The sequence below is a fragment of the Vibrio phycocola genome, from assembly GCF_053850235.1.
Map to the genome: position 1 here is coordinate 213,685 of NZ_JBSQDJ010000001.1, position 13,713 is coordinate 227,397.

Sequence of the window (13,713 nt, forward strand, 5' to 3'; positions counted from 1 at the left end):
TTAGCCTCGTTGTGCCAATTGTTGAACTAATTCGTATGGTTTACCTGTTGCCATTGCGTCTAGTGCTTGTTGTGCATTGGCTTTAAGATCTTCTTGGCCAAATAAACGTAATAGCATTGCCACATTGATTGCCACCGCTGACATTTGTGCTTCGGTGCCTTTCCCCGTTAATATTTGGGTGATGATCTCACGGTTCTCTTCCGGTTCGCCACCTTTTATTGATTCAAGCGGGAAGGTTTTTAGGCCAAAATCATCTGGAGTAACGGTGTATTCTTCAATTTTCCCGTCACGAATTTCGGCAACGGTAGTTTCACCATGAATCGCCACTTCATCCAATCCTGAACCATGAATAACCGCCGCACGTTTCATTCCCATTTGCAGCATGGTTTCTGCGATTGGGCGAATGAGTTCTTTGCTGTAAACCCCCATCAATTCGATATTTGGGCGAGCAGGGTTAACCAAGGGGCCGAGAATGTTGAACATAGTCCGGGTTTTCATTACTTGGCGAACCGGTGCTGCGTGACGCATTCCAGCGTGATATTGCGGAGCAAACAGAAAGGCGACACCAAGATCATCAACGGCTTTACGAGCGACTTCTGGGCTCATTGCTAAGTCAATACCGAACGCGTTGAGTAGATCAGAAGAACCGGATTTGCTCGATACGCCACGGTTACCGTGTTTGGCGACTTTCACTCCACATGCAGCAGCAACAAAAGCAGAAGCGGTGGATATGTTAATTGTGTTGTGACCATCGCCACCAGTACCGACTATATCAGCGAAGTCGTAATCTGGGCTAGGGAAGGGCTTTGCATTGGCTAGAAGAGCTTTTGCTGCACCGGAAATCTCTTCAGGTGTTTCACCTTTGATTTTCAAGCAGGTCAATAGTGTTCCCAATAGCACTGGGTCCATTTCACCTTTTACGATCTGGTCAAACAGATGTTGGCTTTCTTCTTGAGTTAATGACTGCTGTGCGTACAGTTTGTCTATAATCGCTTGCATGGTTTCGTCCTTAAATTCTGTCGCTAATTCGGTTACTCATTTAATAGCTAAATGCGTTGTCTTTGTCGATTTGAATGTATCGTAAGTCTAGCCTGCAAGAGACCAATCAATCGCATTGGATAATAGTGTTGCGCCATAGGTGGTCATAATTGATTCAGGGTGAAACTGAAATCCACATACCTTGTCTTGTTCTTGGACAACAGACATCACTAAACCATTGACTTCTGCTGTCACCGTTAATGCATCCGGAATGTCGGTGGCCACTAACGAATGATAACGCGCAATGGCTAATGGTGAAGGTAAATTCTGGTATATCTCGTGATTTTGGTGTTCCATCATTGATATTTTGCCATGAATAATTTCACCCGCTCCAGCGACAACACCGCCGTATGCCTCGACGATGGCTTGGTGCCCCAGACAAATACCAATCATTGGCACTTTGCCTTTTAAGCTTTGAATAAGTTCTGGCATACAGCCCGCTTCAGAGGGAGCTCCAGGACCGGGAGATAAGACTACAACAGGGTTGTCGAGTTGTGCTAACTCTGCATTAATTTGCTCAACCGTTAGATTATTCCGATAAATAGTGACGTTGTGACCAAGTGAGCGGAACTGATCAACGAGGTTGTAGGTAAATGAGTCAAAGTTGTCGATAAATAATAAATTAGCCATGATGAGTTCTCCTTATGCTTCCTGCTTTTGATGAGCCATTTGGATCGCAGAGATCACGGCTTGAGCTTTGGTTCGAGTTTCGTCAGCTTCGGATTGTGGGTCGGAATCATACACCACACCTGCACCGGCTTGAACACGAGCGACGTCATTTTCAACATACGCAGAACGAATCACAATACAGGTGTCGAGATCGCCTTCACCAGTCAGGTAACCGACCGCACCGCCATAGCCACCGCGGCGCTCTTGTTCAACTTCTCGAATTAACTGCATTGCACGAATTTTAGGTGCGCCGGTTAAGGTTCCCATATTCATACAGGCTTGATAGGCATGAAGTGCATCCAGATCGCCTCTAAGTTGTCCGACAACACGAGAGACTAGATGCATTACATGACTGTATCTGTCGACAGCCAGTAGATTTGCCACGTGTCGAGTACCCGCTTCGGAGATACGAGCAACATCATTACGGGCTAAATCCACTAACATCATATGCTCGGCATTTTCTTTTCGATCGCCTCGCAATTCGAGTTCGATGCGACCATCAAGATCGAGGTTAATTGAACCATCAGGGTTTTTACCACGACGACGAGTGCCAGCAATAGGGTAGATTTCTATTTGATTGGTTTCTTGAGAATATTTCAGAGCACTTTCTGGTGATGCGCCGAACAGTGTAAACAGCTCGTCTTGCATATAGAACATATAAGGGCTTGGGTTACTCTCTTTGAGCTTTTTATAAGCGGCCAACGGTGAAGGGCACGGTAAATTGAAACTGCGAGATGGGACAACTTGGAAAATATCGCCTTGTACAATGTGATGTTTTAAGTCATCAACTATCTGACAAAAATCATTATCACTTACAGAAACGTCGACATTGACTTGGTCTAACTGCTGCGCTTCTGGTAGTTCCGCTGGCTCTTTACATTGTTCAATGATGCTATCGATACGCTGCGTTAGTTGAGCGACGTGCACTGGGTCAGGGTTAAACAAGCTTCCCTGAATATCACAACATCCACGCTGGTGGTCGATCACCAATAATGTTTCCGATACGTAAAACACATAATCGGGACATTGGTTGGTTTGCGCCGCATCACCAAGTGGTTCAAAGTTCGCCACCATATCGTACGCAAACAGTCCACCGAGGAAAATGGCAAAACGATCATGTCCCTCACGGTTAAAGCTATGCTGAACTAAGCGTAAAGGATCGAAAGAAGAAGATTGCTGGAGTCGAGAATCTTCATCTAATGTATCTGAAGGGTTTTCAAACTCGAGTTCTAAACGATCGTTGGTTAAGTGATGTTTGATACTTGGCTTGATATTTAGTGCTAGGTGCTCAATTAAATTTTGACCGTTTTCAGTTAGCGCTTGAAACTCAACTTTATGTCCGTTGCATACGATTCGCGCTGCGGCGTCAACCAACAATAAGCTTTTTAGGTCTTGCTTTGATTCAATTTCAGAAGACTCAAGCAATAAACTATCGGTCTTATGTTCACATAAGGTATGAAATAATTTTGTTGGGTCAGCGTGGTAAGCGACGGTTTTTTTTATGACCTCTAACTTACCCAGTTGATTGATACCTATTGTATTGTTCATGAGGTAATCCTATAAAAATAATGTAAAAAAGCCCGCATCAATTGCGGGCTCTTAAATTCGATTTGCTATCAGTCTAGACCCGCTGGAATAAATATGTCACGCGCCAGCAATTCCAACCATTGTTGGTTGTTACTAAATTCTTTTTCTGCATGGTAGTAAATTCTTGTAACATAGCGGGAAGACTCTCTTAAACTCTTCTAAGTAATTGCGTACTAGTTTGCTAGTGCGCACGGTGAAAGTCAAGCCTTTTTCCTTAGAAATTGCCCTATATTGCCTTATGAAGTAGGAACCAATAGAAACAATGCCAAGAATAGACTTACACAGTCACACCATCGCTTCTGATGGGCGTTTTACCCCGACTGATGTTATTAATCGAGCACTTGAATTTAATATAGATGTGCTCGCGATAACCGATCACGATACGACTGCGGGATTGGCTGAAGCATTTCATCATATCGAATCTAATCAATTACCGATTCGTTTAATTTCGGGTATTGAGATTTCAACATTGTGGCAGAATAAAGATATTCACATTGTTGGGTTGAATATTGACGTAGAAAATTTACAGTTGTGCGAATTAATTGCACAACAAAAACAGCTCCGGGTTGAACGCTCTGAACTCATGGCAAGCCGGTTAGAGAAAGTGACACGTGAAGGTGTACTTGAAGAAGTAAAAGCAATTGCGGGAGAGGCGTATATTACCCGTGCTCATTTTGCTAAGTGGTTGGTTGAAAACGGGTATGCAAAATCGATGCAGCACGTATTTAAGAAATTTTTGACTCGCAATAATCCCGGTTATGTCCCTCCAATGTGGTGCTCTATGACTGAAGCCGTGAGCGCAATTCATGCCGCTGGAGGCCAGGCCGTTCTTGCTCACCCTGGGCGTTATGACCTTACCGCAAAATGGTTAAAGCGCTTATTAACTGCATTTTGTGACGCTGGTGGTGACGCCATGGAAGTTGCCCAACCGCAACAAGGACCGAATGAACGACGCAACTTGGCAGATTATGCGTTACAATACAATTTATTAGCATCGCAAGGCAGCGACTTCCATTATCCTTCTCCGTGGATGGAGTTAGGAAGAAATTTGTGGTTGCCAGCTGGTGTAGAACCTGTTTGGAAAGACTGGGGAATTGAACCCCAGAAAGTTGAGTCTTAGGCTCGATGTGAGGAAGTAGAATGAGTCAATATTTTTATGTTCACCCCGACAACCCTCAAACACGTCTTATTAACCAAGCTGTCGCGATTATTCGTAACGGCGGAGTGGTGGTTTACCCAACCGATTCTGGTTATGCGTTAGGTTGTCAGTTAGAAAATAAGCAAGCACTAGAACGAATTTGTCAGATTAGACGTCTGGACGATAAACACAACTTTACCCTTTTATGTCGCGATCTTTCAGAGTTGTCGTTTTACGCCCGTGTTGATAATACCGCATTTCGTTTATTGAAAAACAATACCCCTGGCCCTTATACCTTTATTTTCAAGGGAACTAAGGAAGTGCCCCGTCGTTTGATGAACAGTAAACGTAAGACTATTGGTATCCGTGTTCCGGATAACAAAATAGCATTGGATTTACTTGAAGCATTGGGTGAGCCGATGATGTCGACGTCACTCATTTTACCTAACAAAGAAACGACCGAATCAGATCCTGAAGAAATTCGTGATTCGTTAGAGCATGCCGTTGATGTAATTCTCAACGGTGGTTATCTTGGTGAGCAGCCTACAACGGTCATTGATTTTAGTGATGATGAAGTGAAAGTGTTACGACAAGGTGCTGGTGATAGTACGCCTTTCGAATAGTAAGTGACTATCTTCATGTAATCACAGTAACAAAACCCCCATCGCCCTGCTAGTCGGGGCGATGATCGTTATCGAATGAAATCTTCTAATATTTACACTTAATACGACATTGAGGCTGTAGCGTTTCTCTATTTTTTGTGATTGTTTTCAGTTGTGCATAATGATTGCACATTGGGTTTGAATTGACCGTGAGTGTTGCCTACGGCTTCCTATATTCAATGCCTTGTACAGCAGGTTGGGAGCTGTATTAACCATTATTTATCTTTAACTTAGCTAAAAAAAGATAAGACATTGCAATAATGATCGTAAATATTAAAGAGACATAACATAGAGCTAAACCAGAACTACTTTTTGGGCAGGTCGAACCATTACTTATTTCAAATATACTACCTATAAACGCAAGTAAGAAAACAGGTACCCAACCGATTAAAAATAATTTGTTCAATGGCCGTCGGGATATCATAAGTATTGTAGCAATCAACATGAATAAATAACCTATGAAGACCACAAAGCAAGCTGGAATAAAACCGACAGTTGGGCATGGTGCTACGCCAGTAATGGTTGTATACGATACCGACGCTGCGCCATACAATCCAGTTGCAAGCAAAGCAAACAAAATAAATTTTACAAAATAAACCGCTATATTCCTCATGATTTGTTTACTTTATAAAGTGCATACAAAGATAAAGAAAAAACAATCAAATGAACGACATTCATTGCAGCAGGTAACAGCCACACTCCAACACTCATTCCGGTAAAATAGGTGGTAAAAATCAAACCGAGCAATAATGCAGGGCTAAATATCGCCATCCACTTAGGGTATAAGGTTTTTCCGATTGCAATACGCCAAACCCAAAATATGGACACAACAACAATGGCTAAGCGTAAAGCATTGACCAAAGGTTCATTATGAGCACCAAAATCCATTAATAAGCTATGTAATTGTGCAATTATTGTTGGGTCACTTGTATCAGCAATTTCATGAGCTGTCAGTGCTAAATAAATACGCCCACCTAACCAAGCATTTCCGACCATAAAAGCGTAACCACCGAGCAAGGTAATAATCCACCCATAAAGTTTGCTACCTCCACGGATAAACATTTGTCCAATATGCCAATAGCCTAATAGGTACAATGGAGCAGCCAATGTGCTAAAAAAGTGCCCGATTGTTAGTTTTTCTTTGGCGACATTTGCAAAGTAGATATAACCTTCTTTTTCGTAACCTCCAAGAGGAGAATATTGCAAAGTAAATTCGCCGATACCAACAAAAAGGGCAGCGAAGAAGCCAGCAAGTCCAGTCAAAAATAAAACCTTTTGGGTTTGTGTATCCATTATTTAAGTCTCATTATTATTGAAGAATTTTATTCATTAGATAAATCAATGATGGTATTCACTGCTGGCGAGTCCACGGTGATAGCTTTGCCATTTTGGAATTTCACAAGTACAGAAGCTATGTTTGTTTGATCTCCTAAACCAAAGAAAACATCGGTTGTTTGATCCGATCCTAAACCTTCACTGGTATAAAACTGGTTGTGGTATGTTGTGCCATTTTCCATGATGACGGTAACTAATGCACCAATCGATGCCGCTTCATCATTAAAGTTAACCTTTAACCAATGACGCTCACCACCGTTATTAATAAATGCGCGTAATGGACCATTAAGATTACCTATAACCGCATCTGGCCAACCATCATCGTTAAAATCAGAAACAACCGTTGTAACACCAAACATTGGATTAGAGATACCTGATACTTTTTCTACTGGCTTAAACACATTGCCATCGTACTGTTGCAATAAGTTGCCAGGATACAAATCTAGAAGTTCAACCGCAGGGAAACGAATGTAGTTTTGTGTGATCAAATAATCCGCCATGGTGTCGTTATTGAAGTCATATGAAACCAAGCCCCAACCAAAACCATATTTAGCAGCATTGTTTTTTAAAGCGGTATCTTCAAACGTAAAGTTGCCTTGGTTTTCGAGTAAAATATAATTTTTATTTAGTGTCTGATCTTCGGTTAAATCGCCTCGCACTAAAACGTCTGGCAAGGTCGTTCCTACATTACTGAAATATAAGTCCATAAAACCATCATTGTTATAGTCACTCACTGCAATCCCCATTGGGTAGCTATAAGTTACCGGTAATTCAACGCGATCAAAGGTCGTATCCCCGTTATTTTTAAAGACGCGAACAAACCCTGTATCTTGAGCAACAACGAGATCACTTAGTCCATTATTATTAAGGTCTACAAAGACAGCAGTAAAGGTATTATGTTGTTCATATACACCTGAAGATTGGGTAATATCAGTAAATGTATTGTCACCATTGTTTAATAATAAGTTGCTGATTCCACCGTATTCTTGATTGAAAATGGTTTCGCCTTCAACAAATTCGGGACGAATGTAATTAGAAACATAAAGATCTACCGCACCATCGTTATTAATATCACCAAAGGACACTGATAGTGGCATAGATGTCGGGTCTAATGGAAAGTCGACTTTGTTACCATTAAAACCATTCGTAGTATTTTCGTAGAAATATAGGCCACTATCTCGAACAACAAATAAGTCAACACGACCATCATTGTTAGCATCAATCGAAGAGGCACCGTAGGTTGGGTCATCAACATCTTTTGTAAACCAACCTGTTGATGAGAGGCTAATAAATTGGTTATTCTCATACTTCTGCAAGCTATCTTGCTGGCCAACCCCTCCGCCAACAAAAATCTCATCGGTACCATCCCCATCGACATCAATCGTTGCTAAGGCCATAAATGGTAATGCTGCGACAAAGTCTGATTTATGAGTGAATTGAGTTGTTACTTCAGTGAATTGTAGGTCTGTTTCACCTTGCTCCTGTTGGGGGCCTTGCACTACATATTCAATCACTTTAGGCGCTGATAATATAATGACAACGCTTATCGCAATAATAATTAAAAGTATTTTTAACCACTTATTCATTTTGATCCTCCATAACAATATTTTTATACCCAACAACGACATATTTACGATATCAATGTAAGACTACAAATTTTTCATAGAGTTGTATTATTGAATATATCAATTTGGAATAACTTAATTGATATATGGAATATATATTCTTGCTAAAACTGTATCTTTCAAAACAGCCATGACACATCGAAATTATCCACTTAACTTGAATCAATCGCTGCTACGTCACTATCATTAATACAACATGTAGATGGTGGTAATTTCATCGCTCGTGAATACGAGAGAGTTTCCTTATTTGTTTAACAGCTAAGACGTTGTATTAACATATGGAATTTAAAGTTCGATCTTTTCTAGAAGAGAGGCATAACATTAAACATTGAAGTTTCAGGATTAATCACATCACACAAGATCAGTTTGGATTTGCTTTGAGCCACGACATCGATTTCCTTACGTTGGGTAAACACAAAGCATAAACATGGTATTAACCAGATAGTGTCTCATGTATAATGCCCGTCCAGAATAGATATCCTTTGAGTTATATAGCTGTAACTTATTGATATTTTTTGAAAATACAAATGCCGACGTCTGTGAAGACGACACAACAAGGTAATGAAATGAACGAAAAGTTACAAAAAGTTTTAGCACGAGCAGGGCACGGTTCACGTCGTGAGTTAGAATCTCTGATTAAAGCCGGGCGTGTTAGTGTTAATGGTAAAGTAGCTATTCTTGGTGAGCGTCTTGATGATCCAAGTGCGATCATTCGTGTCGATGGGCACGTAGTATCAATTAAAGCGGAAGAAGAAGTTGTATGCCGCGTATTGGCGTATTACAAACCAGAAGGTGAGTTATGTACTCGTAGCGATCCAGAAGGTCGCCGCACGGTATTTGACCGTTTACCTAAAATTCGTGGTTCACGCTGGGTTTCTGTTGGCCGCTTAGATGCGAATACATCGGGATTGTTGCTGTTTACAACGGATGGTGAACTTGCTAACCGTTTAATGCACCCAAGCCGCCAAGTTGAACGTGAATATTTAGTTCGCGTCTTTGGTGAAGTGACAGAACAAAATATTCGCAATCTAGTTCGCGGTGTCGAACTTGAAGATGGCGAAGCGCGTTTCGAAGATATTGTTTATACCGGTGGAGAAGGGATGAACCATACCTTCTATGTCGTGATTAATGAAGGCCGAAACCGAGAAGTGCGCCGTTTGTGGGAATCACAAGATACAACGGTAAGCCGCCTAAAGCGTGTTCGTTACGGTGAGATTTATCTCGATAAAGCGTTGCCTCGTGGTGGTTGGGTTGAACTAGACCTCAAAGATGTTAACTATCTACGTACCATGGTAGAACTCCCACCAGAGAAAGAAACCATGCTGGATTTGTCGAAAGACAACACATCGCGTAAACGCGAGCGTGCTCGTGGTCATAAAATTCGTCGTGCGATTAAGCGCCATGAAGAACGCGTTACGACACCAGCAGGCAAACGTGGTAAACCGAGCGCCAAACCAGCGTCTAATTCTGGTAAAAAACCAACGAGTGGTAAACCGACGAATGGTAAGAAACCATCAACTCGTCGCACACCCGCGAAAAAGCGTACTCGTATTTAGTTAGTATGCTCAGTGAGTGAAAGTATAATGAAAAAATCCCCAAGCGAATAAAAATTCACTTGGGGATTTTTTAATCTAAGCGATTCGATTAAAAACTCAGCAGCATGTCATTCCAATTCGCGCCACCATGGCTCGATGCTGAAACTCCTTGGCAGACAAACCCATTGCTTTGGTAGAAATTGATTAACTTGTCTTTGCAGGTTAATACGATTCCAAGATGATTTCGTTGTCTACTGACTTCGATTAAATGTTCGGTTAAGCGAGAGGCGTAGCCATTTCGTTGAAAGTCTGGGTGGACAACCAAACCAAATACAGTTTGGTATTTTCCATCAGGACAGTGCATCGAAGGGTTGGCATACAGTTCGTCAGGTAGCTCAGGGCTGTGATAGACACATCCGTTGATGTGACCAACAATGACACCATCGACTTCTAATACGAAAAAACATTCAGGAAAAACGGCAAATCGATCAATGAACGATTGCAAAGAAGCCGCTTCACTTTCTGGAAAACAAAGCTGCTCGATCTCCGACATGCGATTGATATCGGCTTCGGTCGCAGGACGAATGTGATGCATACCTATATTCCTTATAATGTTTGGTTTAGTTGGAAATAACGGCCTTGTTTTTCCATGAGTTCGTTATGTGGGCCAAACTCAACGATCTGACCTTTTTCAACAAGACATATCGAATCCATCTTATCCATATCAACCAAACGGTGAGTGATGAATAATACAGTTTTATCGGTAAAGTGCCGTTGCAACAGTGCCATAATTTGTTGTTCGGTCTGCTTGTCGAGACCTTCTGTTGGCTCATCTAATAACAGAACCTCACCATTATGGAGAATCGCCCGTGCGATACCGATGCGACGGCGTTCACCACCAGAAAGTTGACGGCCGCCATCACCTAGCCATGTGTCTAGACCACCATCGTGAGTGAGTTTGTTCAATCCAACAGACGAAAGTGCCTTAAATAGATCTTCATCACTTGCTTCGGGGGCGGCAATTAATAGGTTGTCACGTAAAGAGCCATTCAGAATATCAACGCGTTGACTTACGATACTTAATGACTGGCGCAGCTGGGTTTCGTTCCACTCTCGTAAATCGACACCGGCAAGGGAGACTGAGCCCGATTGAGGATCCCAATAGCGCGATAACAGTTGCATAATCGTAGATTTTCCTGAACCCGTTTGACCGACAATCGCCACTTTATTGCCTGCTGGAATCGTAAAATCAACATCGTGCAGCACTTGCTGAGTATCGTCGCTATAGCGAAAATCGACATGGGAAAATACAATATCAAACTGTTGTGAATGTTCAGTAGATTGCGACGAGAAAGTGACTTCTGGCTGCGCTTGCAGTATTTCATTCAGACGTCTTGCTGAGGTGAGAGTTTGACCTAGATGTTGAAACGCACCAGCGATGGGGACTAAGAGCTCAAAGCTTGCCATTGTCGCAAAGACAACCATGGCGATCATTGGGTCTTGCCCTCGACCACCAACACCATCAGCAACAACCCAAAGCATAAGTACAAGCATCCACCCGTTAGCAAGCATTAGTAATGCTTGAGCTAGACCGGTAAAGCGTGCGTTCACTTTCTGGCGTGCTAGCAATTCAGATTGTTGTTGTTCGATTTGTTCGCGGTATCTCGACTCGGCTCCAAATAGACTTAACTCTCCAAAACCTTGAACCCAATCGAGTAGCGTAATACGAAAATCAGCACGGAAAAGGGTAAGCTCTCGACCATTATTTTTACCCAGTTTGTAAAATAGGATAGGCCAAGTCAAAAGAAGGAATAGCAACATACCACCGAGCAGCAGTGCAACATCGAGATCAAACCAAGCGATAAATCCGGTAAGGAAAATAATACCTAAAGTACCAATGGTCATAGGGCTGATAAGACGCAAATACACATGATCCATCGCGTCGATATCGGCAACTAAACGGTTGAGTAAATCAGCATCGCGTAAATTCGCCACTCGACCTGGAATCAAGGGGACAAGTTTATCAAAAAAGAAGATACGCAGATCAGCAAGTACTTTAAACGTGACACTGTGACTTACAGCGCGTTCACCCCATCGCCCAGCCGTACGACCCATTGCCATACCTCGAACAAAAGCACCGGGCAACATGTAGTTGAACGTTTCTCTTGCAATGGTAAGCCCCGCAACCGCTGCTGCTGTCAGGAACCAACCTGATAATGTAAGTAAGCCAATGGATGCGGCAAGGGTAATAAATGCCAGCAGCATGCCAATAAACAAGCCAAACCAATGTTTTTTATACAGGGCTAGAAAAGGCAGTAAATCACGCATCAAGGTTGCCCTCCATTTGAGATTGAAGAGTGTCATTGGCACTGAGCATTTGACTAAACATCCCGTTGGCGAGCGAGAGTTCATCGTAGTGTCCCGTTTGTGTGATTTTACCGTGTTCCATCACGATAATATGATCGACCTGTTTAAGCTGAGCAAGCTGATGGGTAACAAAAAGCGTGGTGTTATTGCGCGTCATTGATTCAATACTCTTCATCACCAATTGCTCACTGCGGGCATCTAAGCTCGCAGTGGGTTCGTCGAGGAGCCAGAAATTGCCATCTTGCAATATTGCACGAGCTAATGCTAAGCGCTGTGCTTGGCCAACCGATAAACCACCTGAACGATCGCTAACCGGATAGTCGAGTCCTAATTCTGAAACAAATTCATCGGCGAAGGCGTGTTGTAACGCGGATTCAACCTCGTTATTGCTAAGTTGAGGGCTTGATAGTGTGACATTGTCACGAATGGTTCCGTGTAACAATAATGGATTTTGTCCTATCCAACTAATTTGTTTACGCCATGCAGGATGCGAGAGTTCTCGAAGCTCGATACCATTTATGGTTAACGAGCCGCGGTAAGGCATAAATCCGAGTATTGCGTTGATTAATGTGGTCTTGCCTGCACCACTTGGGCCAACGATAGCGGTGGTTCTTTCACTTGCGATGGTAAAGGATATTGGGCCAACAAGTTGTGCGCCATCTGGACTGATAACTTCTAGGCCATCTGCTTTAATTTCAATTGGTTGATTTGCGTTAAGAGTTTGGTCACCACTTACGATTTCTTCAACATCGAGTTCGAGAAATTCGACAATGCTTTCAGCCGCTCCGACAGCTTGCTGTTTAGCGTGATAAAAAGTGCCTAAGTCTCTTAGAGGTTGATAAAACTCTGGCGCCAATATCAGGATAAATAAACCAGAGAAAAGAGTTACGCCAGCGCCGTAGTAACCAAAGTTAAGTTCACCGATAAAGCTAAAGCCAAAGTACACCGCAGTAATCGCAATGGAAATTGAGGTAAAGAACTCTAAAACTGCCGATGAGAGAAAGGCAATTTTAAGGACATCCATCGTTCTAACCCGGAATACATCAGACGCCGCACGTAAGTGGTCTGATTCAGCTTGTGCGCGGTTAAACATGCGAATGGTGGTCATCGATTGTAAACGATCGTAAAAGTGCCCAGAAAGGCGTTGAAGCGCTTTAAAGTTTTTACGGTTTGCATCGGCTGCTTTCATGCCAACTAATGCCATAAAGAAGGGAACCAATGGCGCGGTAATTAGGAAAATAAGCCCCGCAGCCCAGTTGGTTGGAAATACCACAATCAAAATAATGAATGGAATCATCACCGCGAGAGACATTTGTGGCAGATAGCGAGCGAAGAAATCGTGCATATTTTCGACTTGCTCTAATGTGAGAGTAGCCCATGCGCCTGCAGGCTTGCCTTTGATATAGGCCGGCCCCATTTCTGTCAACTTATCGAGAATCAGTTGTCGGATATAGATTCGTATCGTTTGCCCAGCATGAAACCCTGCCATTTCACGCGCCCAAGCACACGCCGCTCGCCCTGCGATAAGAGCAAGCAAGCCAAGAAAGTGGGGAATAAGCGTGCTTTTATCAGCATGGTCGATGATGAGCTGAGATAGAATCGTAGCAATTAATGCGGCTTGTCCGAGTAAAAGCAGGGTCGAGAGTATACCCAAGCTAACGGCGAGCAATAACCAACGCTTCGCTTTTTTACTCTGGAGGCGAAGCCAGGCATTCAGGTTCTTCTGTTTATGTTTATCCATTTGATGAGGCTTATTT

12 protein-coding genes are annotated in these 13,713 nt (G+C 42.7%); 4 read left to right on the top strand and 8 right to left on the bottom strand.

What is annotated here, in order from left to right; genetic code table 11:
• From trpD to ACWU4D_RS00995, 3 genes are all read right to left on the bottom strand, one after another.
• Positions 1-999 (bottom strand): anthranilate phosphoribosyltransferase, encoded by a 999-nt coding sequence (trpD, locus tag ACWU4D_RS00985; RefSeq protein ID WP_456049503.1) that lies wholly within the window; start codon positions 997-999, stop codon positions 1-3.
• A gap of 87 nt (positions 1,000-1,086) precedes the next feature.
• Positions 1,087-1,668 carry an aminodeoxychorismate/anthranilate synthase component II gene (locus ACWU4D_RS00990; RefSeq protein WP_456049504.1) on the bottom strand — a complete coding sequence of 194 codons (582 nt, stop codon included), beginning with the start codon at positions 1,666-1,668 and terminating at the stop codon, positions 1,087-1,089.
• 12 nt (positions 1,669-1,680) lie between these two features.
• Positions 1,681-3,255, bottom strand: a complete 1,575-nt coding sequence (locus tag ACWU4D_RS00995; protein ID WP_456049505.1) for an anthranilate synthase component 1 — start codon at positions 3,253-3,255, stop codon at positions 1,681-1,683.
• Positions 3,256-3,556: 301 nt separating this feature from the next.
• On the opposite strand from ACWU4D_RS00995, the gene rnm reads away from it, so the two are divergent.
• The 3 genes from rnm to ACWU4D_RS01010 all read left to right on the top strand — a co-directional run bounded on the left by rnm (position 3,557) and on the right by ACWU4D_RS01010 (position 5,690).
• Complete coding sequence (gene rnm, locus ACWU4D_RS01000) at positions 3,557-4,414, top strand: RNase RNM (protein WP_456049506.1); 858 nt, start codon at positions 3,557-3,559, stop codon at positions 4,412-4,414.
• A 20-nt stretch (positions 4,415-4,434) separates the two neighbouring features.
• Positions 4,435-5,055 (top strand): L-threonylcarbamoyladenylate synthase, encoded by a 621-nt coding sequence (locus ACWU4D_RS01005; protein WP_456049507.1) that lies wholly within the window; start codon positions 4,435-4,437, stop codon positions 5,053-5,055.
• A 497-nt stretch (positions 5,056-5,552) separates the two neighbouring features.
• The gene (locus tag ACWU4D_RS01010) at positions 5,553-5,690 is read left to right on the top strand and encodes a hypothetical protein (protein ID WP_456049508.1); all 138 of its coding nucleotides are present in this window, start codon (positions 5,553-5,555) and stop codon (positions 5,688-5,690) included.
• A 13-nt stretch (positions 5,691-5,703) separates the two neighbouring features.
• Here the strand turns inward: ACWU4D_RS01010 and ACWU4D_RS01015 are convergent, their stop codons facing one another.
• Together ACWU4D_RS01015 and ACWU4D_RS01020 are read right to left on the bottom strand one after the other, a co-directional pair.
• Positions 5,704-6,387: a DUF6796 family protein gene (locus ACWU4D_RS01015; RefSeq protein ID WP_456049509.1), complete on the bottom strand. Its 684-nt coding sequence runs from the start codon at positions 6,385-6,387 to the stop codon at positions 5,704-5,706.
• Positions 6,388-6,416: 29 nt separating this feature from the next.
• The gene (locus ACWU4D_RS01020) at positions 6,417-8,015 is read right to left on the bottom strand and encodes a CRTAC1 family protein (RefSeq protein ID WP_456049510.1); all 1,599 of its coding nucleotides are present in this window, start codon (positions 8,013-8,015) and stop codon (positions 6,417-6,419) included.
• Between the two features lie 605 nt (positions 8,016-8,620).
• Here ACWU4D_RS01020 and rluB point away from each other — a divergent pair.
• Positions 8,621-9,610: a 23S rRNA pseudouridine(2605) synthase RluB gene (rluB, locus tag ACWU4D_RS01025; RefSeq protein WP_456049511.1), complete on the top strand. Its 990-nt coding sequence runs from the start codon at positions 8,621-8,623 to the stop codon at positions 9,608-9,610.
• Positions 9,611-9,698: 88 nt separating this feature from the next.
• Here rluB and ACWU4D_RS01030 read toward each other — a convergent pair whose 3' ends face one another.
• The 3 genes from ACWU4D_RS01030 to cydD are packed head-to-tail and all read right to left on the bottom strand — an operon-like array spanning position 9,699 to position 13,697.
• Positions 9,699-10,184 carry a GNAT family N-acetyltransferase gene (locus ACWU4D_RS01030; RefSeq protein ID WP_456049512.1) on the bottom strand — a complete coding sequence of 162 codons (486 nt, stop codon included), beginning with the start codon at positions 10,182-10,184 and terminating at the stop codon, positions 9,699-9,701.
• An 11-nt stretch (positions 10,185-10,195) separates the two neighbouring features.
• A complete protein-coding gene (gene cydC / locus ACWU4D_RS01035; protein ID WP_456049513.1) occupies positions 10,196-11,917 on the bottom strand; it encodes a heme ABC transporter ATP-binding protein/permease CydC in 1,722 nt (573 codons plus the stop codon).
• Entirely contained in the window at positions 11,910-13,697 is a 1,788-nt protein-coding gene (gene cydD / locus ACWU4D_RS01040; protein ID WP_456049514.1) for a heme ABC transporter permease/ATP-binding protein CydD, read from the bottom strand. Before cydD ends, cydC begins: the two co-directional genes overlap by 8 nt.
• Positions 13,698-13,713: the final 16 nt, after the last annotated feature.